The sequence below is a fragment of the Lentzea sp. NPDC051838 genome (assembly GCF_040681245.1).
In the GTDB taxonomy this organism is placed as follows: domain Bacteria; phylum Actinomycetota; class Actinomycetes; order Mycobacteriales; family Pseudonocardiaceae; genus Lentzea.
In genome coordinates this window covers 114269-137962 of record NZ_JBFAYI010000003.1, presented here as the reverse complement: position 1 = coordinate 137962, position 23694 = coordinate 114269, and the positions used below count along the sequence as shown (strand labels likewise).

General features: G+C 68.2%; 26 protein-coding genes. 9 read left to right on the top strand and 17 right to left on the bottom strand.

Annotated elements, in window-relative coordinates; translation table 11 throughout:
• The first annotated feature begins 78 nt into the window (after positions 1-78).
• The gene (locus tag AB0M24_RS09545) at positions 79-1614 is read left to right on the top strand and encodes a tannase/feruloyl esterase family alpha/beta hydrolase (protein ID WP_363763364.1); all 1536 of its coding nucleotides are present in this window, start codon (positions 79-81) and stop codon (positions 1612-1614) included.
• On the opposite strand, the gene AB0M24_RS09540 is transcribed toward AB0M24_RS09545, so the two are convergent.
• Positions 1611-1934, bottom strand: a complete 324-nt coding sequence (locus AB0M24_RS09540; RefSeq protein WP_363763361.1) for an antibiotic biosynthesis monooxygenase — start codon at positions 1932-1934, stop codon at positions 1611-1613. The genes AB0M24_RS09545 and AB0M24_RS09540 overlap by 4 nt on opposite strands.
• Before the next feature lie 160 nt (positions 1935-2094).
• On the opposite strand from AB0M24_RS09540, the gene AB0M24_RS09535 reads away from it, so the two are divergent.
• Complete coding sequence (locus tag AB0M24_RS09535; protein ID WP_363763358.1) at positions 2095-2199, top strand: AraC family transcriptional regulator; 105 nt, start codon at positions 2095-2097, stop codon at positions 2197-2199.
• Here AB0M24_RS09535 and AB0M24_RS09530 read toward each other — a convergent pair.
• Positions 2196-2957, bottom strand: coding sequence for an EF-hand domain-containing protein (locus AB0M24_RS09530; protein WP_363763356.1), 762 nt, complete (start codon positions 2955-2957; stop codon positions 2196-2198). The two genes, AB0M24_RS09535 and AB0M24_RS09530, sit on opposite strands and share 4 nt — an antisense overlap.
• 4 nt (positions 2958-2961) lie before the next feature.
• Entirely contained in the window at positions 2962-3597 is a 636-nt protein-coding gene (locus AB0M24_RS09525; protein WP_363763353.1) for a hypothetical protein, read from the bottom strand.
• A gap of 110 nt (positions 3598-3707) precedes the next feature.
• Here AB0M24_RS09525 and map point away from each other — a divergent pair, with 110 nt between their 5' ends.
• Complete coding sequence (gene map / locus AB0M24_RS09520; RefSeq protein WP_363763350.1) at positions 3708-4523, top strand: type I methionyl aminopeptidase; 816 nt, start codon at positions 3708-3710, stop codon at positions 4521-4523.
• On the opposite strand, the gene AB0M24_RS09515 is transcribed toward map, so the two are convergent.
• Positions 4520-5110, bottom strand: a complete 591-nt coding sequence (locus tag AB0M24_RS09515; RefSeq protein ID WP_363763347.1) for a hypothetical protein — start codon at positions 5108-5110, stop codon at positions 4520-4522. The two genes, map and AB0M24_RS09515, sit on opposite strands and share 4 nt — an antisense overlap.
• Positions 5111-5371: 261 nt before the next feature.
• On the opposite strand from AB0M24_RS09515, the gene AB0M24_RS09510 reads away from it, so the two are divergent.
• On the top strand, positions 5372-6445 hold the full coding sequence (locus AB0M24_RS09510) for a helix-turn-helix transcriptional regulator (RefSeq protein ID WP_363763344.1): 1074 nt from the start codon (positions 5372-5374) through the stop codon (positions 6443-6445).
• Between the two features lie 1144 nt (positions 6446-7589).
• On the opposite strand, the gene AB0M24_RS09505 is transcribed toward AB0M24_RS09510, so the two are convergent.
• Positions 7590-8081: a GNAT family N-acetyltransferase gene (locus tag AB0M24_RS09505; RefSeq protein ID WP_363763341.1), complete on the bottom strand. Its 492-nt coding sequence runs from the start codon at positions 8079-8081 to the stop codon at positions 7590-7592.
• A gap of 98 nt (positions 8082-8179) precedes the next feature.
• Here AB0M24_RS09505 and AB0M24_RS09500 point away from each other — a divergent pair, with 98 nt between their 5' ends.
• From AB0M24_RS09500 to AB0M24_RS09490, 3 genes are all read left to right on the top strand, one after another.
• Positions 8180-9274, top strand: a complete 1095-nt coding sequence (locus AB0M24_RS09500) for a TIR domain-containing protein (RefSeq protein ID WP_363763338.1) — start codon at positions 8180-8182, stop codon at positions 9272-9274.
• Positions 9275-9355: 81 nt separating this feature from the next.
• Complete coding sequence (locus AB0M24_RS09495) at positions 9356-10753, top strand: 5'-methylthioadenosine/S-adenosylhomocysteine nucleosidase (RefSeq protein ID WP_363763335.1); 1398 nt, start codon at positions 9356-9358, stop codon at positions 10751-10753.
• Positions 10754-10844: 91 nt separating this feature from the next.
• Positions 10845-11117 carry a helix-turn-helix transcriptional regulator gene (locus AB0M24_RS09490; protein ID WP_363763331.1) on the top strand — a complete coding sequence of 91 codons (273 nt, stop codon included), beginning with the start codon at positions 10845-10847 and terminating at the stop codon, positions 11115-11117.
• Here AB0M24_RS09490 and AB0M24_RS09485 read toward each other — a convergent pair.
• The 9 genes from AB0M24_RS09485 to AB0M24_RS09445 all read right to left on the bottom strand — a co-directional run bounded on the left by AB0M24_RS09485 (position 11069) and on the right by AB0M24_RS09445 (position 19358).
• Positions 11069-11395, bottom strand: a complete 327-nt coding sequence (locus AB0M24_RS09485; protein ID WP_363763328.1) for a S26 family signal peptidase — start codon at positions 11393-11395, stop codon at positions 11069-11071. The genes AB0M24_RS09490 and AB0M24_RS09485 overlap by 49 nt on opposite strands.
• On the bottom strand, positions 11395-13173 hold the full coding sequence (locus AB0M24_RS09480; protein ID WP_363763325.1) for an ABC transporter ATP-binding protein: 1779 nt from the start codon (positions 13171-13173) through the stop codon (positions 11395-11397). The genes AB0M24_RS09485 and AB0M24_RS09480 overlap by 1 nt, the downstream gene beginning before the upstream one ends.
• Positions 13170-14108: a MauE/DoxX family redox-associated membrane protein gene (locus tag AB0M24_RS09475; RefSeq protein ID WP_363763322.1), complete on the bottom strand. Its 939-nt coding sequence runs from the start codon at positions 14106-14108 to the stop codon at positions 13170-13172. Before AB0M24_RS09475 ends, AB0M24_RS09480 begins: the two co-directional genes overlap by 4 nt.
• Before the next feature lie 64 nt (positions 14109-14172).
• Positions 14173-14334: a hypothetical protein gene (locus tag AB0M24_RS09470; protein WP_196777915.1), complete on the bottom strand. Its 162-nt coding sequence runs from the start codon at positions 14332-14334 to the stop codon at positions 14173-14175.
• Between the two features lie 140 nt (positions 14335-14474).
• A complete protein-coding gene (locus AB0M24_RS09465) occupies positions 14475-15533 on the bottom strand; it encodes a serine hydrolase domain-containing protein (RefSeq protein WP_363763319.1) in 1059 nt (352 codons plus the stop codon).
• A gap of 85 nt (positions 15534-15618) precedes the next feature.
• The gene (locus AB0M24_RS09460) at positions 15619-16092 is read right to left on the bottom strand and encodes a MarR family winged helix-turn-helix transcriptional regulator (protein WP_363763317.1); all 474 of its coding nucleotides are present in this window, start codon (positions 16090-16092) and stop codon (positions 15619-15621) included.
• A gap of 14 nt (positions 16093-16106) precedes the next feature.
• A complete protein-coding gene (locus tag AB0M24_RS09455; protein WP_363763314.1) occupies positions 16107-16481 on the bottom strand; it encodes a hypothetical protein in 375 nt (124 codons plus the stop codon).
• Positions 16482-16554: 73 nt separating this feature from the next.
• Entirely contained in the window at positions 16555-18141 is a 1587-nt protein-coding gene (abc-f, locus tag AB0M24_RS09450) for a ribosomal protection-like ABC-F family protein (protein ID WP_363763311.1), read from the bottom strand.
• 299 nt (positions 18142-18440) lie between these two features.
• Positions 18441-19358: a hypothetical protein gene (locus AB0M24_RS09445; RefSeq protein WP_363763308.1), complete on the bottom strand. Its 918-nt coding sequence runs from the start codon at positions 19356-19358 to the stop codon at positions 18441-18443.
• A gap of 594 nt (positions 19359-19952) precedes the next feature.
• Between AB0M24_RS09445 and AB0M24_RS09440 the strand changes: the two genes are divergently transcribed.
• Positions 19953-20948: a tryptophan dimethylallyltransferase family protein gene (locus tag AB0M24_RS09440; protein WP_363763305.1), complete on the top strand. Its 996-nt coding sequence runs from the start codon at positions 19953-19955 to the stop codon at positions 20946-20948.
• Between the two features lie 14 nt (positions 20949-20962).
• On the top strand, positions 20963-22321 hold the full coding sequence (locus AB0M24_RS09435) for a tryptophanase (RefSeq protein ID WP_363763302.1): 1359 nt from the start codon (positions 20963-20965) through the stop codon (positions 22319-22321).
• Between the two features lie 3 nt (positions 22322-22324).
• On the opposite strand, the gene AB0M24_RS09430 is transcribed toward AB0M24_RS09435, so the two are convergent.
• The 3 genes from AB0M24_RS09430 to AB0M24_RS09420 are packed head-to-tail and all read right to left on the bottom strand — an operon-like array spanning position 22325 to position 23692.
• A complete protein-coding gene (locus AB0M24_RS09430) occupies positions 22325-22909 on the bottom strand; it encodes an ATP/GTP-binding protein (RefSeq protein WP_363763299.1) in 585 nt (194 codons plus the stop codon).
• On the bottom strand, positions 22890-23264 hold the full coding sequence (locus AB0M24_RS09425) for a DUF742 domain-containing protein (RefSeq protein ID WP_363763296.1): 375 nt from the start codon (positions 23262-23264) through the stop codon (positions 22890-22892). Before AB0M24_RS09425 ends, AB0M24_RS09430 begins: the two co-directional genes overlap by 20 nt.
• A complete protein-coding gene (locus tag AB0M24_RS09420) occupies positions 23261-23692 on the bottom strand; it encodes a roadblock/LC7 domain-containing protein (RefSeq protein WP_363763293.1) in 432 nt (143 codons plus the stop codon). The genes AB0M24_RS09425 and AB0M24_RS09420 overlap by 4 nt, the downstream gene beginning before the upstream one ends.
• Positions 23693-23694: the final 2 nt, after the last annotated feature.

The following is a 23694-nucleotide window of genomic DNA, read 5'->3' as shown; positions in this document are numbered from 1 at the left end:
TGAACCGGCCATGACGTACGAACACAGCGTCATCTGACGGGCGCGAGCGATGACCGCCGTTGCTTAGCGTCACGCGGTGTGAGACTGACAAAGCTGTTGGCTACAACCCTGCTCCTGACCGGCCTGGCGCCACTCGCGCCGGCGTCGGCGAGCAGCACCTCGTGCGCGGCGGTCGCGGTCACCGCCCCGGCCGGCGCCCGGATCGAGTCCGTGGACGCCGTGCGCCGCCCCGGCGGGACCGTCACGTTCCCGCAGACCCCTTTCACCCCGCCGTCCGAGATCCACGACGTGCCCGCGTACTGCGAGCTGACCGTGACGCTCACCCACGGCTCCGACCACGCGAAGGTCGTGGTCGCGCTCCCCGAGACCGGCTGGTCCGGTCGCCTGCAGGGCATCGGTGGCAGCGCTTACGCCGCCGGTGACACGGGAGCGCCGTTCGTGCAGGCCGTGAAAGACGGCTACACCGCGGTCACCACCGACGCCGGCGTGCTGAGCGGCCTCGACACCAGCTGGGCGGTGCGCGACGGCCGGCTCGACAAGACGCTGCTGACCAACTTCGCCACGCGCTCGGTGCACGAGTCGTCGGTGATCGCCAAGGACGTCGCGCGCTTGCACTACGGGCGCTCGATCTCCTACTCCTACTGGAACGGCTGCTCGACCGGCGGCCGTCAGGGCTACTCCGAGGCGCAGAACTTCCCGGACGACTACGACGGCGTCCTCGCCAACGCGCCGGCCGTGAACTGGACCCAGTTCGCCGTGGCCACCTTGTGGCCGCAGATCGTGCAGAACCAGGACGGTCACGTCGTCAGCAACTGTGTGCTGAACGAGTTCCGCAAGGCCGCGATCGAGGCTTGCGACGTGAACGACGGTGTGCGGAACCAGATCGTCGACCGCCCGGACCGCTGCAGCTACGACCCGCGCAGGCTCGTCGGGACTGTCGTCGTCTGCGACGGCAAGGAGATCACGGTGTCGTCGGCCGACGCCGACGTCATGCGCAAGATCTGGAACGGCCTGACCGACGAGCGCGGCCGCTCGCTGTGGTCCGGTCTGCCGAAGGGCGCCGACCCGATCTGGCTCGCGGGCACGATTCCCGGTTTCCCCGGCCCCGGTTTCCCGGTCGCGTCCGCCTGGGTGGCGAGCTTCCTGCTGAAGCAGCCCAGTTTCGACACCTCCAAGCTCACCTACCAGCAGTACCGGGACCTGTTCCGGCAGTCGGTGCGCGAGTTCGACTCCGTCATCGGCACGTCGAACCCGGATCTCTCGGCGTTCCGGCGCTCCGGCGGCAAGCTGATCACGTTCGTGGGCACCAACGACCAGCTGATCCCGCCCGGCGGCACCCTGAAGTACCGCGCGGACGTCGAGCGCAGGATGGGCCACGTCAACGACTTCTACCGCCTGTTCCTCGCACCCGGCGTCGACCACTGCGCCGGTGGCAACGGTGCCGCGCCGGTCAACCCGCTCGGCGCGCTGGTCGACTGGGTCGAGCACGGCAAGGCCCCGGCCGTGCTGGCGGGAGCGTCAGCCGACGGCACTCGCGACCTGTGCCCGCTGCCTCAGGTGTCGCGGTACCGCGGTGGCGACCCGAAGGTGGCGTCGAGCTACCGCTGCGCCTAGGAAGTCGGTCGATGGGCGCGCACGAGCGGCGCGCCCATCGCCTGGCCCTCCTCAGCGCTGACGAGCGAGTCGATGGCGCCGAAGAACGCCTTGATACCGGGCAGGTTCGCGCCCTTCGCACTCGAAGCTGCGTAGTCCTCCGACGAACGCCACTCGACGATGTCGAGCCACTCGTCGTTGGCCAGCCGCACGAGCCGTGCGCCCAGGAAGCCTTCACGATCGGCCTGGAAGTCGGCGATCATGCCCGGCCGCGCGGCCAGCAGCTGGTCGACCTTCTCGGGCAGGACCCGGAAGCGGGTCAGTTCCACTGAAGTAGTCACAAGTAGATGATAGTCATCATTAGTGACTAAATCTACCGGAGCGACCGGACGCCGACGGTGCCGATGAACACAGTCAGCGCGGCCACGAGAACGCCCGTGAGCACGCGCCACCCGGCGGGCTGGGTGATCTGCAGCCACGCTGACCCGCACCACGCATTCCGTGGCGCGGGTCGCCCGCGAGGTCGGCTACCGCTCGGAATCGGCGTTCTCCCAAGCCTTCCGCTCAGCCCTGGGCACCTCACCCGCGCGCTACCGCCGTTCCTAGGTGCGCTGGAGGGCCTTGGGGTAGAGCCAGCTGCCGGGCGTGTCCTCCGCGGGGTTCGTGTAGTAGTCCCGCACCGCCGCAACGTATTCCTGCACGCTGATGGCCCCGTCGCCATCCGTGTCGAGGTGCGCGAAGGCCAACCCGCACTCTTCTTCAGTCAGGCCCCTCGCTTTGAGGAGCACCTGGAACTCGTCGGCGTCGACCCGCCCGTCGCCGTTGACATCCGCGATGTCCAGCAACGACTGCACGATCTCCAGGAAATCAGCGTCGAACGGCCCGTGGTCCACAAAGGCCTCGATCATGGCGTCCCGGTACTCCTCGGGCCCGATCTTGCCGTCCCGGTCGGCATCGCAGTGGTCGACCAGCATCTCCCAGAACCGGTCGTAGGCGTCCACCAACTCACTCCCGCGCTCAGACGACGCCGGCTCGCCGAACGCCTGCAGCAGCCGGTTGGCCAGCGCGTAGATGTCGGCCAGCTCGATGACGCCGTTGCGGTCGACGTCGTAGTGGGCGAACGTCGAGTCGATCCTGTGCTGCAGCACCTGCTTCATGCCCGGCACTGTGGAGATGCGGCGTGCCTTCGCGCAAACCGCGTCGCCCACCCAGGTGACCGAGCTAGCTCGACCGTGTGAGGCGATAGCGCCCGCGGTCGACCCGCTCGAGGAGTCGCCGGGCGAGTTGACGCACATGGAGTTGGCGACGTGGGTGCGCACGGTGCTGTCAGCCAAGCGTCCGTCACGCCGGACCTCGGTGACCATCTCGTCACGGTGTCGCCGTGACAACGACGCAGAGGTACCGGAACGGCTTCAGGCGTCCACGAGAGTCCACGACCTCCGAGTAAGGCCGCCATTGACAGGCATAGGTTCCGGCGAGCACCAGCGGTACATCGCGCGTGCGAGTCGTGCCCGCGCCGGCGTTCGTCGCCCAGCTGAGCGTGCCGGACAGCGACCGACCCTCGTGCAGACGGAAGGCCGCGTCGATCGGATCGAGCTTTCGGCCTGGCGACCAGTAGCCGGCGTCGTTGGTGAGTGTCACCGACCAGCCCACATCGGCATGTCCGCCCGCCACCAGCCGCTCCAGCCGCACGACGTCCTTGATCACGTCGTGCCTGCTGATGTCCTGCGCGGCCTGGCTCGGCAGTTCGAAACTCTCCCCGTCCACCACCCCGCTGAACCCGGAGGTGAGGTGCTTCAGCTCGACCGCGACCCTCGCGCCGTCGACCTGGACGAGCAGATCCAGCCTGATGTCGCGGACCGGACGCGTCTCCAGCCTGATCCGCGCACTCGGGTACATCTCGTGCAGCCGCCACGCCAGCGCGTGCTGGAAGTCGGCCTCCGAGTGGAAGATCGGCCGCTGACCCGCCAGCCCCGACAACGCCTCGATCATGTCGATGCCCACGACGCCTCCCTGCAGATGCGGACACCCAGGAGATCGGGCCACCCTGCGGAGGCGTTATCCGCGACGGACCCGGTATAGTTATACCGGTACAAGCCAAACGGAGGACCACGTTGATCGAACTCAAGTCGCCTGCCGAGATCGAGCGCATGCACGTCACCGGCCAGTTCGTCGGCTCCCTGCTCGAAGAGGTGTCGGCAGCAGCCGCAATCGGCGTGAACCTGCTCGACCTCGAACTGCACGCCCGCCGCCTCATCCAGGAGCGCGGTGCCGAGTCCTGCTACTGGGACTACTCACCGTCGTTCGGCCGCGGCCCGTTCCGCAACGTGATCTGCCTGTCGGTCAACGACGCGGTGCTGCACGGCCTGCCGAAGGACTACGTGCTGCAGGACGGCGACCTGCTGACCCTCGACATCGCGGTCGGCATCGACGGCTGGGTGGCGGACTCCGCGGTGTCGGTCATCGTCGGCACGCCGCGCGAGGAAGACCTGCACATCATCCGCGCCACCGAGGTAGCGCTCGAGGCCGCGATCGAGGCGGCCCAGCCCGGCAACCGCATGGGCGACATCGAGGCGTCGATCGGCGAGGTCGCCCAGCAGTTCGGGTACACGCCGAACCTCGAGTTCGGCGGCCACGGCATCGGGCGCACGATGCACGAGGCACCGCACGTGTCGAACAACGGCAGGCGCGGCCACGGCATGAAGCTGCGTCCCGGCCTGACCATCGCCATCGAGCCGTGGCTGGCCGCGACGACCGACCGCATCATCTTCGACGACGACGGCTGGACGCTGCGGTCAGCCGATGGGTCGCGCACGGCACACAGCGAGCACACGGTCGCGATCACCGAGGACGGGCCGTTGGTGCTCACGCGCCGGCCGAACGAGCGCAAGGCCCAGAACGAAACCGCGCGCCAGGCCACGAAGCCCTAGGACTCGCCCGGCACGTGCACCCACCCCTTGCACTCCTCGCCGGCCACCTCGACCCGGGGCAGCGGGATGAAGGCCCGTTCGTCGATCCCGTCGTACCCGTGCCTGATCACCGAACGGTGGATCTGGTCCGACACCACCAGCACGAGGGGGTCCGAGGTCCGCTGGAGCCGGTCTTCGAGCGCGGGAGCCGTGAGCAGTTCCGTGGCGATGTTGATGTCCTCGCCGAACCAGCCGAGCTCGTCGCAGGTCACGTCGCCGGGGTGGATGACGACCCGGAGCCGCAAGGGGTAGTACTGCCCCACGTTGCGTTCCGCGACCAGCTCGCGCAGCCGCGGCACGAGCTCCGTGAGCAACGACGGCTTCGGGATCCGGTCCGTGGGGTGGATCAGCACGATCAGCCAGTCGCCGCGATCGACGGGCCGGTCGCGGAAGTCCGGCGTGACCCCGGTTTCGACCAGCGCCCGGTCGACCAGTTCGATCATGGCGCCGCGCAGCACCCCCATCACCAGGTTGCTGCAGGCCTTCGGTGGCACCATGCCCACTGCGAGGATGATGCGCTGACGCGGTTGTATCGACAGGGCACTCATGGCTCCCCGCCTCCCCTCGGAGGATCGGGCACTGACGGCGCTCACCCGGACGAGCGAGTGAACTTCAGTTAACTTCAGTTTTACCGAGCTGTAGGTCTATAGTTGAGGGTAAGGCTCCGCTGAAGTTCGAGCAATAGCCAAGCTGATTGCCACATACACACCAACGGGTGACTGAACTCGGCTGTAATGATGACCCGGCGCTCAGCGATGAACGGTGTTGCCATACCCTTGCACTGAAGTTCAGCTGAAGGACGTGATGGCGTGACCTCTGCCAAGGACCCCGCGCTGCAGCTGGCGCGGCGACTGCGCTCACTGCGCACACAGCGCTGGCCTGGCGTCCGCATCACGCAGGAGCAGCTGGGCCAGGCGTTCGACGTCAGCGTTCCGTTGATCTCGTCGTGGGAACGGAAGACCGATCCCGTCGTGCCTCCCCCGCATCGGCTGGAGGCCTACGCCACCTTCTTCGCCACCAGCCGGTCCGTCGACGACCAGCAGTTCCAACTGCTGTCCCACCTGACCGAAGACGAGCAGGAGGAGAGGGACTCCCTGCTCGCCGAGCTCATCGAACTGCGGGACAACGCGGTGGACGGACCCGCGGCCGGGAGCACCACCGCGCTCACGGACAACCTGTGGCGGTTCCCGCTGGACGAGGACATCACGATCGTCTGCTCGGAGCTGCCGAAACGGCGGCTCGACCTGCTCCCAGGCGCGGACCCGGAGGATCCCGACTACGTGGAGCTCTACCAGTACTCGGATCTTGACTCGCTGCTCGAACTGCACGGCCACATCCGTGCGATGAACCCTGGCAACAACGTGCACGTACGTCCAGGTTCAAGCACTCTCACGCCGGACGAGTACTCGAGCCACCTCGTGTTGCTGGGCGGCGTGGACTGGAACCAGGTCACGGACGAGGTTCTGCGGCGCATCGAGCTGCCGATACGGCAGGTGGCACGTGCCGAGGACGCGGACGAGGGCGGGTTCGAGGTGGTCGAGAAGGGGAAGGTGATCAAGACGTTCCGGCCCGAGCTGCGCACCGTCGACGAGCGGCAGGTGCTCGACGTGGACGTCGCGCACTTCTACCGCTCGCGCAACCCCTTCAACCGCAAGCGCACCGTCACCATGTGCAACGGCACGCACTCGCGCGGAGTTCTCGGAGCGGTCCGGGCCCTCACCGACGTGCGGTTCCGCGATCGCAACAACGCACATGTGCAGAGCCGGCTCGCCACTCACGACACGTTGAGCATCCTCAGCCGGGTGGAGGTCCTGCTGAAGGGGCAGGTCGCCACCCCGGACTGGACCAAGTCCGACCAACTTCTGCACGAATGGACCGCGTGACCACTTGCCGAAGAGCGCCCTGATCCACTCCGAGCACCACCACGGTTCACACCGGGGGTTGCTCTTCACCGCGCCGAAAGCCGGGCGCACGGAGCAGGTGGACGCGATCATCGTCCCCACCATCCGCAATCCTCAGGCGCTGACGCACGCTCTCCGCCTGGCCGCGGTTCTCGGCTGCTCCCTGGTCGCGTTGTGCAGCGGCAGGTACACCTCGGCCCGGTCTGTCGTCGCCCTGGCGGCCACGGCCGGCGTGGAGGTGCTCGCGGTCGACGTGGACGGCCTTCCTGGTGGGCTGCTGCCGGAGTTCAGGACGTGTGCCCAGTTGAAGGGCACCAGGCTCGAACGGCGCAGCGACATCAGCCTCAAGCGCAACCTCGGGCTGTTGATCGCCCGCGCGGCGGGGTGGGCGCGGATCGTCTTCCTGGACGACGACATCGTGATTCCCGAACCGCAGGACCTGGGCAGGGCGGCGGCACTGACCGACGACTTCGCCGGAGCGGGCCTGAACATCCACGGGTTCCCCGACAACTCCGTGGTGTGTCACGCCTACCGCGAGGTCGGCGGAGCGCAGGACGTGTTCGTGGGTGGTGGCGCACTGGCGGTGCACACGAGATCGACGTCCTCGTTCTTCCCCAACATCTACAACGAGGACTGGTTCTTCCTGCTCAACGGCGACAAGCTGCGCCCGACCGCCGTCACCGGGATCGCTGTTCAGAAGCCGTACGACCCGTTCGACATCCCCAAGCGAGCCCGGTTGGAGGAGTTCGGCGACGTTCTCGCGGAGGGTCTGTACTGGCTCCTGGACGAGGGCATATCGCTGCGAGACGCGAACACCGCCTACTGGCAGAAGTACCTGACGAAGCGGATGAGTTTCATCCACCAGGTGACCGACATGGTGAAACGCGGCGGCGAAGCGCCCGTGCAGAAGGCCAGAATGCTGGACTCGTTGAACGCGGCGCTGGGCAGATGCCAGTACATCCGGCCCGAGTGGTGTGAGACCTACATCCGGGCTTGGCGCTCCGACCGGAGGATCTGGCGGCAGCACGTCGAACGGTTGCTGCCGAGCCGGAAGCAGAACTACTGCAAGGGCGACCTCGAGAAGGTCGTGGTCCACCTCGGCCTGGCGATGCACAGCAGGTACCTGTCAGGCGAGCGGTTTGACCATCACGTTGCAGATCTCCGCGCGCCGATGCCCGTTGTGATCACCGAGCGCGTAGCACTTGACGGGCGGGTGCGGCCACTCCCGGTAGCCCAGCCGGTCGTAGAGCTTCGCCGCAGCCCGGTTGGTCAGCTCCACGGCTAACGCCACCTCGTCGTATCCCCTGGCGGTCAGCAGTTCCTCCGCCGCGCCGATGAGACGGGTGCCGAGGCCCCTGCGCCGGTGCTCCGAGTGAATCTCCAGGTGGGTGACGAGCGGCGTGCCGGGCAGGTGTTCGCGGATCTCGGGTTCCTCGGCGGGTTCGAGCCACAGGTAGACGTCGCCGATCACCACGTCGGCGTGCCAGGCCGTCAGGAGGACGCCTCGGTTCTCCGACTGGCGGTCGAGGCGGTCGGCAAAATACCCGTCCTGCCCGAGTCGCCGGGTCAGCGACGCGAGGTCGTCGGGTAGCGCTGGTCTGATGGTCAAGTCGCGCATGCCACCTCGGCCCCCACAGTACCGAACCGCGCCGGGTGATCCACCCGATCGGCCGATCAGTCCTCAGTGGACGGTCGAAGGATCGATATCCTGGTGGCGTGGCCTCGGTGTTCGTGAACTACCGCGTGCAGGACCAGCCCGGATACGCGACGCTGGTCCACCAGGCGCTGGCCGGGGAGCTCGGGGCGGACGAGGTGTTCCTGGCCTCGAGGTCGATCCGGCTCGGCGACGACTTCGTGGACCAGGTCTTCGGCACGTTGCGGCAGTGCCGGGTGTTGATCGCCGTCATCGGGGAGAAGTGGGCGGGGCTGCTCGGCGAGCCGGAGCAGGACTGGGTGCAGCGGGAGATCGCTGATGCGTTCTCCCGTGGAATGAGGGTCATTCCGGTGCTCGTCGAGGACGCCGAGGTGCCGGAGGAGCTTCCTGAGGGCATCAGGGCGTTGGCGCGGTGCCAGCATCTGCGGTTGCGGCACTACACGATCGCCCACGACATGGCGCATCTGGTGCAGGAGCTGCGCGGATTCCTGCCGCGGCCGGCGGACGAGACGCGGGCGTCCGGGGCGCTGAGGTCCTTCCGGTTTCCGGAGCAGGGGCCGGAGTTCGTGATCGTGCCTGGGGACATTCTCCGCTGTACGGCGGCGGAGGTGTGGGTCAACAGCGAGAACACCGAGATGTACATGGCCCGGCCGACGGATTTCAGCGTGTCGGGCATCATCCGGTTCTGGGGAGCCGAACGGGATCAGGCTGGGCGGATGGTCGACGATCCGATCTCCGCCGAACTGGAGGCCAGGATCGTCCAACGGCCGGTCGCGCCGGGCAGTGTGGTCGTCACGAGAAGCGGTGAGCTGGAGCGCACGCACAACGTTCGGCATGTGGTCCACGTGGCCGCGGTGCACGGAGAACCCGGCGCGGGCTACCGCCAGGTGGGTGACGTCGGGGGCTGTGTGCGCAACGTTCTCGTTGCGGTGGAAGAGCTGGAGGCGGGAAGCGTGCTGTTCCCGTTGCTGGGGACGGGGGCTGCCAAGGCTGATGTGGCGAGCACTGCCGAGGCGATGGTCGCGGCGACGGTCGACCACCTCGCCGATCATCCCGGCACGTCGCTGCGCAAGGTGCTGTTCCTCGGCTACACGCGTCGCGAGCTCGAGGCGTTGACGACTGTGTTCCTGCGCTGCGGCTTGATCCCTGTTCATTGACAAAAACCTGACAGGCCAAGGAAAAGCGCGGACCAGAAGGTAGCTTTTCGGGGCAGGAGCGCACTGTCAGAACGGGATCAGGTGACCACCGAAGCTACCGACACCGTCGTCGTGCTGACGGCCTTGGAGTCCGAATACGCCGCGGTGCGGGACCTCCTCGAGGACCCCGCGGTGCATCGGCACGCCGCCGGCACCCGGTTCGAGGTCGGGCGCGTCCGGGCGGGCACGGGGCGGGTGGTGCTCGCGGTGGTGGGAGCGGGCAACGGGTCCGCCGCCGTGCTGGCCGAGCGGGCGATCACCGAGTTCCGGCCGCGCGCCGTGCTGTTCACCGGGATCGCGGGCGCGCTGCACGACGATCTGGAGCTCGGCAGCGTTGTCGTCGCCACCAAGGTTTACGGCTACCACGGCGGTTTCGAGGATCGCGAAGGTTTCCGGTCCCGCCCGCAGGCGTGGGAGGCGGATCACGAGCTCGAACAGATCGCGCGCCACCTGAGCCGCGAGAAGGCGTGGCGCCCCAGGCTTTCCGCGATTCCCGCGATCCACTTCCGGCCGATCGCGGCCGGCGAGGTCGTGCTCAACTCGCGCGACACCCCGCTGGCCCGTCAGCTGCGGCGCAACTACGACGACGCGGCCGCCATCGAGCAGGAGAGCGCGGGCACGGCGAGAGCCGCGCAGCTGAACCGGGCGCCGTTCCTCGCGGTGCGCGGGATCAGCGACAAAGCCGACGGGAACAAGTACGAGACCGACGGCGACGGCTGGCAACCGATCGCGGCCCGCAACGCCGCCGCCGTCACCATCGCGGTCGCCGCCGAGCTGCTCGCCACGGCACCCCCTCGGTTGATCCCCCAGGCACGCTCACCGCGCCGGTGGACGAGGCCTGTGGACGTCCAGTGGAGGGCCGGCCTCACCGACACCAGATCCGCGGTCGAACGCTGCGCCGTCGAGGTCCACCTCGTTCCGCTGGACGACTTCGGGAAGCTGGAAGCGCACAAGCTGAGCCGGGTGCCCGCCCTCCTCGCCGACCACGGCAGGGAGCACGGGTTGTTCACCGGCACCGAGCGCCTGCCCGGCGGGGTCACGAGCGACGCCGCCTGGGTGCGGTCGGCACCGAGCCCGGACGGCCACAGCGGACTCGCCGTCTACACCACCGGCCAGCGCACGATGTGGTCACCACTCCCCCACGACGCCCGCGGGTCGCTGCTCGACCGCGACGCGCTGAGCGAGCAGATCGAACGGTCGCTGCGCGGGCTCGCCGCGCTCGGAAGCCTTCCGCCACCGGCCGCGATCGTCCTGGCCGCCGGGCTGGAGCCGGCCGCGGGGCTCGCCGAGAGCAGCCGCGCCAACGGCTACTGCACGGCGCCTCACATCAGGGTGCGGTCCGAGGAGGCGATGTCGATCCCCTCGGTGCTCGACCAGGCGCGGGCGGCCGCGAACGAGCTCTCGGCCAGGCTCCACCTGGCCTTCCGCCAAGCCTGTTGACTGTCATTGTGGCGAACTCGATCGCGCTCGGGTAACCATGCGGTGGGCTTCAAGAGGAGAGGAACGGAGGACCGACGACCGAGGAGTCTGGATGAGCACTGGGGTTGAGCTGGGTGTCGACCTGGACGAGCTGCGGTTGCTGGGCGGCTTGTCCTATCGGGAGCTGGCGCGGCGCACCGGGTGTGCGCGCAGCACGTTGCACGATGCGTTGACCGGGCGTCGTTTTCCCAAGCTGGACACGGTTCTGGCGATCGCCAGGGCGTGCGGCGGGGACATGATGAGCTGGCGGCAACGCTGGGTCGCGGCCAGCCGATGTCAGCGAACTGTGCCGACGATGTCGCGGCAGGAGACCAGGCCCAGTTGACGGGAGTCCTGTGAGCGCGCGTTGTCGCCTGCCACGGCCACGAAACCGGGTGGCACACGGTCGACGGCCAACGACGGCGCCAGCCAGGAAGGCACCGGGTCGCCGGCGATGGCGGCCACGCGTTTGATCCGGTGTGGCAGCTCGGCATCGGGCACTCGGAACACGATCACCTCACGGCGGCGCGGGCTCCGCAGCAGGAGCCTGCGCGCCAGGAGTTCCTGACCGTCGAAGAAGGTCGGCGACATGCTGTTGCCGCGCACGGTGACCCTGATCCACATCAGCCGACCCTCGCATCCTGGTAACCGCCTGCCTGCAGCCGGAAGAGGCGGGCGTACTCGCCATCGGCGTCCATCAGTTCGTCGTGGCTGCCGTGTTCGGAAACCTGACCGGACACCAACGTGACGATGAGATCCGCGCCGCGCAGTGCCGACAGGCGGTGCGAGATCAGCAAACGCGTCCGGCCCGACGCGTGGCGGCGAAGGATGTCGTGCACGCGGTGTTCGCCTTCCGCGTCCAAACCGGACGTGGGCTCGTCGAGGATCATCAACGACGCATCGGTCCGCATCAGGCAGCGGGCCAGCGCGACACGTTGCCACTGCCCGCCGGACAACGTCACGCCCGCGCGTTCGTCGTCGGCGTGTGTCCGGGACAGCACGGTGTCGTAGCCGTCGGGCAACGACTCCAAAGCATGCGAAATCTCCGCAACCTCCGCTGCCGCAACGATCCGCGCCCGATCGCCGAGCGACGAGACCTGGCCTATGCCGATGTTCTCCGCCGCGGTCAGGTCGTAGGCCATGAACTCCTGGAACACCACGCCGATCCGCCGCCGCAACGAGGGCAGGTCCAGCGAGCGGATGTCCTCGCCGCCCCACGTGATCGTGCCGCGCTGCGGGTCGTAGAACCGGCACAGCAGCTTCACCAGCGTGCTCTTGCCCGCGCCGTTGACACCGACCAGCCCGACCGCGGCACCCGCCGGGATCGTCAGGTTCACGCCGCGCAGCACCCACGGACCGTCTTCGGAGTAGCGGAACCACACGTCCCGCAGCTCGATCGCGGCCACAGCAGGCAATGAGCCACCCGCCACCAGGTCGTCCTCGGTGCCGAGAACGTCGAGGTAGTGGCCGAACAGCCGCACCGCGCGCCCGGCCTCACCCAGCTGCAGCACCACGCCGGACAGCCCGCTCTGGACCCCGGCGACCGCGCCCAGGAACAGCACGAGATCGCCGACGGACGACCGGCCGGACACCACCTGAACCGCCACCACGACCGTGCCCGCACCCGCCACGACCGCTCCGAGCAGCGCCAAACCGCTCTGCACCAACGTTCCCCGCCGGGCCGCGGCGAGCCGCGCGCCCGACACCGTCCGCAACGACGAGACCATCCTGGTGTGCAACAGTTCGCCGAGCCCGAACAGCCGAATCTCCTTGGCCGCCCGCACATCCGTCAGCAACGCCCGGTAGAAGAGACGCCGCCGATCCGTCGCCACCCACGCTTCTTCCGTGGCCGCCTCACGCCGGGCCGTCGCCAGCCGGGCGAACACCGCCGTCACGACCGAAGCGAGCAGCAGCAACGTCATCGGCGGCCACACCACCAGCAACGCCCCGGTGAAGCTCGCCAGCAACACCACCGAACGCACGACTTCCTGCGTGAACTGGGAAATCGTGCCGGGAGCCTCCTGTGCGGCCTGCTCGGCGAGGCGCAGCCGGTCGTGGAACGCGGGATCCTCGATCCACCGCAACCCCGGCAACGTCGCGATCCGCTGGAACAACCGGCTCTCCACGGTCACCGCGACCCGCTGCTGCACCACCTCACCCAGATGCCCGCCGACGTAGAGCAACGCGATCGCCAGCCCGCCGACGAGCGCCGCCGCCACGGCCAGGAACGCCGCTCTGCCGGGCGAAGTCCCCGAGGTCAGCGAGTCGACCAGCGACTTCGTCAACCAGGCACCGGCAGCCGGTGCCGCACCGGCGAACACCGTGAGCACCAGCGTCACGCCGGCCACGAGAGGCGTGGCGCGGAACGGCAGCGCCAGCGCTGCCAGCGCGTTCCGGATCACGCCACCGGCGCCGGCACCTCCACGAAGTCGCTCAGCTTGATACCGGACGCAGTCACCACCCCGCCGTGCGTGTAGATCAACGTCGGGAACGCCATGACGTCAAATGCCGACAGCACAGGGTCATCAGTCCCAACGACCACAACCCGCCCCAGCGCGGACACCTTCTCCACCAGACGAGCCGTGGCCTCGGGATCGGTCACATCACCGTCCACAACGGACACGAACCGAGCCGCGGGCGGATCAGCCAGCAACGCGTCCGTCAACGAGCGGCACGGCCCGCACCCGACCGAGAAGAACCCGACCTGCACCGGACCCTCGAGATCATTCGACGTGAACAGCGAGCCGGCGGTGTCGAGAACCGAGAACGACGGGATCACCTTGCCGGGCTGCGGCAGGTTCGTCTCCCGCACCGGCACGGACCGCTCCTGCAGCTCGCGCACCCGCGCCACCAGTCCGTACGTGAACAGCACGTGCACGGCGACCACCACCGCGAGCAACACCACGGCAATCGTGAGCAGGGTCAACGGTTCCTCCCAGGAAGCGGGTGGCGTCACGAACGCGCCCACCAGACCAACACCGATCAGCACCCCGTTGCGCACCAGATGTCGAGGCCCGAGCACATCCCCAGCCGCGCCGAAACACTTGCAGCGCACAGCTTTCCTGCCGTACACCGAACCAGCGATCGCCCCGCAGAACGCCACGAGCAACGCGACAGCCACCGCGTACCCGAGCGCAGTGCCAGGAACCGCCAGCAGCACAACAGCCACAGCCTCACCGCAGAGCACCGCCACCGCCACGGCTCGCGCAGGCAACCACGGCACCAGAGCGGCAATCGAGTCGCGGAACTCCGCAAACCCCTGCCGCGTACGAACTTTCCCCACCACCGCCGCGAGAAACACACCGGCGAGCAGCACACGAGCCACCAAGTCGAGCACGTCCGGCCTCCCCAGAGAAGGGCGCCGGCGAGATCGGCCCTCGCCGACGCCCCGACTCAGCGCGTCAGCGGCAGCTGCTGCTCACCGAAGAGCAGATGCCGTTGCAGTTGAAGCGGTAGCCCTTCTTGCAACACTGCCCGTGCTCGGGCACGCAGGCACCGGCATCGATCTTCGGCAGCACCAGTCCGACGAGCTTCTCCCCGGCCAGCTGTGCGAAACGCTTCACGATCCGCTCCTCCCAGTTGATCAACAGAACACCCCCACGCTGTCCTGCGAACCCGGCAACCGGAAGAAGAGTCGGACGCTCTCGGACGCCCTCGGACGTCCCGCTCCGCCAACCGGCGCACCGCCATGAGGCCTGCTGGGTCAACGCGTGACGGCGTTCACGATCCTCAGCGTCATCTGCTGCTGCGTGCCGTCGCTGACCGTCGGCGTGAACGAGTAGGCGATGCGGCGCTGCTGGTCCCGCGTCGAGAACATGCCCGCGTTGTAGCCGTACTGCTCCCCCGTCTTGCCCCAGACGGTCACGCCGTTGATCGTGGCCGTCTGCAGGCCGGCCGAGTAACGGGCCGGACCACCGTCCACCATGGACACCGCCGGTACCGTGAACAGGTGCGACAACAGGTTCGGGGGCAGCAACTCGCCGCCGAACAGCGCCGACGTGAAACGAGTGAGGTCGCCGGTCGTGGAGATCATGTCGCCCTCGCCGTACGACATGGACGTGTTGTAGTCGCTGACATCGACCAGGCCCCGGCCCGGCACGTCGAGGTAGCCGCGCACGTGCGAGCCGCGGATCCTGGTCTCGTTCAGGCCTGGAACGTAGGTCCTGGTGAGGCCCAGGGGACACAGGATTCTTGCCTCGACCTCGTGCCCGTACGCGTGGCCGGTGACCTTCTCGATCAGCAGCGCGGCGAGGACGTAGTTGATGCCGCGGTACTCCTGTGCGGTGCCGGGCGGGAACTTCGCCTTCGTGTCGGGCACCAGGCGCACCCTCTGCTCGGGCGTCCACCGGTCGTAGCGGTGCGCGACGACCTTGTCCGGCGTGCTCAGGTCGGGAAAGCCCACCTCGAACGGAATCCCGCTGGTGTGGTTGAGGAGTTGGCCGACCGTCACCGGTTCGAGGCTCGGCGGCAGCAGGCCGGGCAGGTAGTGCTGGATCGGCGTGCCGAGGTCGACCTTGCGCTCCGCCACGAGCTGCAGGACCACCGTCGCCACGAAAACCTTGGTGACACTGCCGATCCGGAACCGGTCGTCCTGCCTGGCCACCGCGCCGGCCTTCCCGTACCAGCTCCCCGCCGACCCGGACACGCGCAGCTGCGCCGACGTCACGACCGGGTGTTCCAGGTCGGAGATCGCCGCCTGCAGCGCGTCCGGGTTGAGCGGGGGCACGAGCGCGATCACAGCCGCTGTCACGAGTGACTTCATGATCACCCACCCTGCCGCGCCCGTGTGCGCCCGGCCATCAGGCCTGCCCCAGCGGGCGTGCTGGTGCAGGCCCCACCACGGGGATCTACCAGGCCGGGCGCAGCGGCGGCAGCTCAGCCCCGGCCAGCTCGCGGATCAGCTGCGACAAGCCCGCCCGCAGCTCCTGCAGCTTCCCCTCCCCCAGCTGCGAAGCCAGCTCCGCCTCCAGCTTGTGCAGCACCCGCCCAGCCACGGCCATGTGCTCGTCGGCCTTGCCCGTCAGCACGACCAGCCGACGCCGGCCACCGTCCGGATGCTCCACCCGCCGCAGATAGCCGCGCTCCTCCAGGTCCGCCACCATCTGCCCGGCCGCCTGCTTCGTCACCCCGAGCCGCTCGGCCAGCTCCGTGCTCGTCGCGCCGCCCCCGCGCAGCGCCTGGAACACCGCCCCGTGAGCAGGTCTCAGATCGGCGTAGCCCTCGGCGTCGAGCCGTTGCACGAACTCGGCCACCACCAACTGGAAGGCCATTCCCAGGACGAACGTCAGCTCGGTTCGAGCCAGGGGGTCATCGGGCTGCACCGGACGATTCTGCACTACAACGCCCAAGGCAGACTCTGCCGCGCCTCGCTGCCGGGAGCACCGGCCTTCCCGCTCGACACCATCGCGACCAGCGCCTGCGCCGGGCCGCCGACAGCGCGGAACTGCCGCGGTTCGTCGGCGTGCAACACCACCGCCTGGCCCGCGGAGGCCTTCACGACCTCGCCCCCGACCGTGAACTCCCAGGTGCCCGCGATCGGCATCCAGATCTGGTCCGCGTCGATCAGGTGCAGCGGCGAGTCGACGTCCTGCGCCATCTCGACGCGCCACGTGCTGACCTGCTCACTGCCCTGACTCGGACCGGCCAGCGCCGCCATCAGGCCGGCCGGGGTCCGGGTCGTCCGCTCTTCGGTCTCGGTGACAAGTTGCATTTCATCCCCCATGTCAAGTTGCTTTACTCATCCAAGTAAAGCCGGTTGACTCGCTAGTGTCAACCACCTTTACTCAAGCCGGTACGAGCACCCTGCCTTCGTTCAGCTCCAGCTCTCCCCCACTCCACCGCTGCCGCAACAGCCGGTCGTGCGACACCACGACGACGGCACCGGGATAGCCGGCGAGCGCCCCTTCCAGCTCCTCCACGAGCGCGAGCGACAGGTGGTTGGTCGGCTCGTCGAGCAGCAGCACGTCCGACTCCTGCCGCAACAACCGGGCCAGCGCGAGCCGCCGCCGCTGCCCCACGGACAACGCGCCGACGGGTGTGGCGAAGTCGGCGGAGCGGAACAGACCCAGCGACATCAGCGACTCCGCGTGGTCTTCGCCGGGCACGCCGTCGGCGAACGCCGCCAGCACGGTCCGGCGAGGGTGAACCACTGCGGTCTCCTGCGGCAGATACCCGACAACACCGTGCCGCTCAACGGTTCCGGACGAGGGCTGAAGCACCCCGGCCAGCAGGTCGAGCAACGTCGACTTGCCCGCCCCGTTCGGCCCGGTCACCAGCACCCGCTCCCCCGCCGACACGACGAGCGAGTCCACGGCGAGCCGCTGACCGACTGCCGCGTCCCGCACCTCAAGAACTGCACCCTCCCGCACCAGAGCATCCAGAGGCGCGTTGAGGCGCAACGGATCCGGCGGCCGCGCAACCGGATCAGCACGCAACCGCTCCAACCGCCCGGAAGCACTCCGCACCCGAGTCGAGATCGACGCCTGCACCCGCCGTCCATCCCCGTTGTACTTGCACTTGTTGTGGTCCTTGATCGCCCGGCCCGGCGCCACGTTGTAAGCAGTCGTGCCACGCCACTCGGTCCAGTGCGCGATCTCGCCCACCCACTCCGCGTACGCCTGCTCCCAGCGCTGCCGAGCCGCCCGCTTCTCGGCCACGTAACCGGCGTATCCGTTGCCGTAACGGGAAAGCGAACGCTCGTCGACCTCGACGATCGCCGTGGCCACGGACTCCAGCAGGAGCCGGTCGTGCGTCACCACCACGAGCGTGCCGCGATGCGCCCGCAGCCGAGCCTCCAGCCACGCCAGCGCCGCCGCGTCGAGGTGGTTGGTGGGCTCGTCGAGCAACAGCAACTCCGGCTCAGCCGACAACACACCGGCCAACGCCAGCCGAGCCCGCTGACCACCGGACAACGTGCCGAGCGTCCGTTCACGACCGAGAGAACCGATGCCCAGAGCGGACATCGCGGCCTCGACCCGAGCATCCGCCGAGTACCCGTCGCGCAACTCGAACGCGGTGAGCAACTCACCGTAGGCAGCCAGATCCTGCGACTCCGCCGCAGCCGCGATCTGCTGCTCCAGCAGGCGAATCTCGACCAGAGCGGCATCGACGGCATCGCCGACCGTAGCTGACGAAGGCAACGCGAGCACCTGACCGAGGTGCCCGACACCTCCTTCCGCCACCACGGTGACCGTGCCGTCGTCGGGCGACTCGACTCCCGCGATCAACCGCAGCAGAGTCGACTTGCCTGACCCGTTTTCTCCTACCACACCGAGCTTTTCGCCCGACCGGACCGTCAACGAGACGGCGTCGAGCACACGGCGGTGAGCAAAGGACTTGCTGACCGACCGAAGAGTGAGCTGACCTGACATGAAAACCCCCTTTCAGGCGACGCGAACCATCCACATCGGACAGTCCAAGCCTGTCCAGCACACGGCGAGCGCCGTAGGACTTCAGCAGATTTGGGCATGCGAAAAGGGAATGTTCGACAAGAGGGACACCCAACCGCCGAAGGAAGTTCGGAAACGGAGCGCACAGCGCGAAAAAGGCGCGTGCGGAGTGGGGGTGTCAGTAGATCACGAGAACGATGGTGCCACGGCCAACGCGCGACCGTCAACCGAAACCGCCCGGCCTGGGCGGAAACCCAGGCCGGGCAGCACTTTCCGCGAGATCAGCTGCAGCGGAAGATCGCCGCGTCCCAGCCCTGGCGGCCGTACGCGACACCGGCGTCGGTGATGCCCTCGACGTACGAGTCCTCCAGGTCCTGCACTCCGCCGTCGCTCCAGATCGCCCAGCGCCGCGTGTCGCCGAGCTCGTGCAGCCCCGCGATCACGCCACTCGCGTTGACCGCCTCGACCGTGACCGCTCCGGGGATGGTCCGGGTGACCGTCCCGGAGAGATCCCACTCGACGATGTTGCCCCCGGTGCCCACGCCGACCGCGTGACCGCCGGCGTAGGCGCGCGGGTACGCGCCCTGCGTGTCCGTGATCTTCACGACGGTGCCGTCAGGAGACCAGATCTCGCCCTTGCTGGTGACGACGTGCCCCTCCTCGTCGAGCCCGGCGGGCGTGCCGTTCCCGATCACCTGGTACTGCGTCGATCCGGCGGGCCAGAGCACGGTTTTGACGACGACGCCCTCGTTGATCCAGCCGACGACGTCACCGCGCTCGTTGATGTCGGTCGCCGCGCCGTTGTTGTTCGGCGCCTGCAACCACTCGTAGGTGCCGTCGTGGGCGTTGTAGCGGTACGACGCGGTCAGGCCGGTGTTCTCGTCGTAGGTGTAGCCGGCGACGATGCCCGCGTTGTTCACGTCCGACGGGGAGTTCTCGACGCCGGGACCGGCGAGCACCTCGGCCATGAGCGACGGCGTGGTGCCGAACCAGAGGATGCCGTTCAGCACGTCGAAGTCGACGTTGAACGCGTCACCGATCGTGATCGAGCCGTCCGGGGACATCCCGGTGACGCGCTCGTCCCGCACACCGGGGTGGGTGGGCAGACCGGAGGCGGTCCAGACGCAGCCGGCCGCCTGAGCCGGTGCGGGCAGTGCGGCCAGCACGAGGGCAGCCGTCACCGCAGCAGGGAAACGCATTGACACTCCTAGTGAGTGGATCATGTACGCCCATCAGTCGCCCGCCGCGGCCCCGCGTTAGCGAGGATTTCTCATAAATTTGCGATGCATCGGGTTCCGGCCTCGTTCGTCCCCAAAGGACGTCGCAGCGTTACCGGGACTTCGACCGGGAAACATGTCGAACGACTGTCGAATTCATCCCCGCTAGCACGAAACGATTAGCGGCACAAACTCCATTCATTCGAATCCAAGCGACTCCGCATAGCACATGTACGGCGGTCATTGCAATTCGGCGACGTATTGGACCATTCACACTCCCGGAATGCCGCGCTCATCATCGAATTCAGGAACAGTCAATAGGCCGTGCAGTGCAATTCTGATCACAGCCCCGAACGCCCCGTGCCACCCCTCTAGCCCTTGACCAGGCCATGTAGGTGGTTGAGAGAATTCACTCCGCGATTCCACCCCGACCGGATTGCACCCCGCCCTGATTCCCCGGCCGATCAGGAGAGCCCTGTCTTGAGCGTGCCTGACGTCTCATTACGCGATTTCGCCGTTGCCCAGCTGCAGATCCTCCTCCGTGCCGTCGGATTAGCGGATTCAGCGGAAAGAGCGATGAAACTGCTGGCTGAGGCACTCGGCCCGGGCTGCGAGCAGCCACTCGCGGCAGTTCCGCATTGGCCCTCCCACGTCGCCGACGACCACACCCCGGTCGAATTCTCGGTGGCACTGGCCCAGCACGAACCACCCGTCGTGCGCATGATCGTCGAGCCGCTCGCCGAGCAGCCCGGCCTGAGGGCCAACGCCGACGCCGCGCTCGGCGTGCTCGACGAGCTCGCTCACGAGCACCAGCTGGACGTGAGACAGCTCGACGCCGTGCGCGACCTGTTCCTCCCGGAGAACCCGCAGGGCCAGTTCGCGTTCTGGTACTCGCTGATCGTCGGGCCGGACAGCGCGCCCGCGATCAAGGTCTACCTCAACCCCGAGGTGCGGGGCAGGGAGAGCGCGACCTCGTTGGTGCGCGAGGCACTCACCAGACTCGGTCTCGGCCCGGCGTACGAGACCGTGGCCGGTCACGCCCTGCGACGCGACGACCGGGACCGGTTCTCGTTCTTCGCCCTCGACCTGATGGACTCCGATCAGGCCCGCGTGAAGACCTACGTGGCGCACGAGGCCGCCGAGATCCCGGACGTGGTGGTCGCCGCCGCCGCGGCACCGGACGTCGATCCCGAGCTGCTCGCCGACGTGATCACGCTCGCCTGCGGCACCGGCCCGTTCACCCGCAGGCCGCTGATGTCCAGCTACACCTTCCTGTCCGGCGACACGGACCGCCCGAGCGGCTACTCGCTGTACATCCCGATCCGGGACTACGTGCGGGACGACCTGGAGGCGTGCGAGCGCGTTCTCGCGATCATGGCGAGGTGCGGGCTCGACACCGCGCCGTTCGTGATGGCGCTGGCGAGCATGGTCCGCAGACCGCTCGCGGACGGCGTGGGCCTGATCGCGCATGTGTCACTGCGGTTGGGCAGGCCACGCCCCGGGGTCACGGTATATCTGTCCTCCGAGGCGTACGACGTAACACCCGCGCGCACAACAGCAATGTCGCTCTGAGAAAGGCAAGTCCGGTGGAGCCCTACCGCATCAAGGTCGTCGAGCCGATCCCCATCACCACCCGCGAGTACCGCGAGCGCCGCTACGCCGAGGGTGGCTGCAACCAGTTCAACCTCACCGCGGACGACGTCACGATCGACCTGCTGAGCGACTCCGGCACCGGCGCACTGAGTGCCGAACAGCAGGCGGCGGGCATGCGCGGCGACGAGACCTACGCGGGTGCGCGGTCGTGGCAACGGTTCCGCGACGTCGCCGAGGAACTGACCGGCTACGAGCACATCTTCCCGGTGCACCAAGGCCGTGCCGCGGAACGGATCCTGTTCACGGCGTTGCTCAAGCCCGGCCAGATCTCCATCAGCAACACGCACTTCGACACCACCCGCGCGAACGTGGAGATCGCCGGCGGCGTGGTCCGGGACCTTCCTTGCCCGGAAGCGAAGGACCTCGACAGCGACGCCCCGTTCAAGGGCAACATCGACCTCGTCGCCCTCGAGGAAGCGCTCGAAGGCCCTGACGACGTCGGCCTGGTGCTGATGACGATCACCAACAACGGCGGCGGCGGGCAGCCGGTGTCGATGTCGAACATCAAGAAGGCGAGCAAGCTGTGCCGCAAGCACGGCGTGCCGTTCATCCTCGACGCGGCCCGGTTCGCGGAGAACGCCTGGCTCGTCACGCAACGAGAAGAGAAGTACCGCGGCCACAGCCCGCGCGACGTCGCGAAGAAGGCGTTCCGGCTCGCCGACGGCTGCGTCGCCAGCCTGAAGAAGGACGGCATCGTCCACATCGGAGGGTTGCTCGCCCTCAACGACACCAAGCTGGCCAAGCAGTGCGAGCTCCTGCTGATCGCCACCGAGGGTTTCCGCACCTACGGCGGACTCAGCGGTCGCGACCTCGACATGTGCGCGCAGGGTTTGCAGGAGGTCACCGACCCGCTGTACCTCAGGGAACGCGCTGAGGCCACGGCATATCTGGCCGAATGCGCGCGACAGGCCGGTGTGGACAGTGTGCAGCCGACGGGCGTGCACGCGGTGTACCTCAACGCGGGCAGGCTGCTCCCGCACATCCCGCCGCACCAGTTCACCGGTCACGCGCTCGCGTCGGAGCTGTACCTCGCGGGCGGAATCCGTTGTGCCGAACTGGGTTCGCTCTACCTCGGCGAGATCACCGAACAGGGCGAGCTGATCACGCCCGCGCCGTTCGAGCTGGTGCGCCTGGCGATCCCGCGCCGCGTCTACACCCGCAGCCACCTGGAGTACGTGGCCGAGACGCTCGCGGGCATCGCCAAGAACCCGGAACAGGTGCCCGGCTACAAACTCACCGAGGCACCTGTCATGTTGCGGCCGTTCCGCTGTCGCTTGGAGAAAATCAGGTAACCGCTAGGCCATCGCGGGATCGAGCTTGCTCATCGCATGCTCGATCACGCGGGCCAGCACCGTCTTGCAGGACTCGCGGTCGCGGGCGTCGCACAGCACCAACGGCACGTTGTCGCCCACGTCCAGAGCGGAGCGCAGCTCGTCCGCGGTGTAGGAGTGGCTGCCCTCGAACACGTTCACCGCGACCACGAACGGAATCGCGCGGCGCTCGAAGAAGTCGATCGCCCCGAACCCGCCGTCGAGCCGCCGGGTGTCGACCAGCACGACAGCGCCGATCGCCCCGTACGCGAGCTCGTCCCACATGAACCAGAACCGGTCCTGGCCCGGCGTGCCGAACAGGTACAGCACGACCTCGGGGTTGATCGTGATGCGGCCGAAGTCCAGCGCCACCGTCGTCGTGGTCTTGCCCTCGACGCCGGCCAGGTCGTCGATCTGCGTGCCGGCCTCGGTGAGCAGTTCCTCCGTGCGCAGCGGCGTGATCTCGCTGACCGCGCCGACCAGTGTCGTCTTGCCGACACCGAAACCGCCTGCCACCACGATCTTGACCGACGAGGGAACGGTCAGTTCCTCAGATTGCGCGGACGCCATCAAGCACCTTCTGGAGTAGGTTCCGGTCCGGCGCGACCGCCATCCGCGACGCGTCACTGGTGATGACGTCGCCGCGCTGGATCAGGTCGCTCAACAGCACTTTGGCCACGACGAGCGGAGCGTGCAGGTACGCGGCGACTTCCGCCACGGACAACGGTTTGCGGCACATCTTCATGATTTCCAGGTGCTCGACGGAGAGCGCGCTGGTGTCGGACGTGGTGCGGATCGCCCGCACCTGGGTCGCGAGGTTCAACCGGCCCCACGTCGGCCGCGTACGACCGCTCACCAGGGCGTAGGGGCGAACGATCGGACCGGCGGCCTCGTCGTACCACCAGTCCGACGACCGGGGACTCACGAGAGCCCCGGCACTCGAGGCGACGCGAGTGTGCGCGGCGCCGACGAGAGGTAGGAGCCGACGCGCTTCACGAGCATGTTCATCTCGTACGCGATCATGCCCATGTCCGCCTCCTCGTCACCGACGACGGCGAGGCAGGCGCCCTGCCCAGCGGCGGTGACGAACAGGTGCGCGCGCTCCATCTCCACGATGGTCTGCCGGACCTGCCCACCGCCGAAGTGCCGTCCCGTGCCGCGGGCGAGCGACTGGAACGCCGACGCCATCGCGGACAGGTGGTCGGAGTCGTCCTTGGACAGTTCGGGAGAGCGGGCGAGCAGCAGACCGTCCGCGGAGAGCACCACCGCGTGCCTGGCACCCACCACTCTGGCGACGAGATCGTCCAGCAGCCAGTTGAGCTCGGGATGCCCGCCGGTCAGGTCGTCGTCCACGA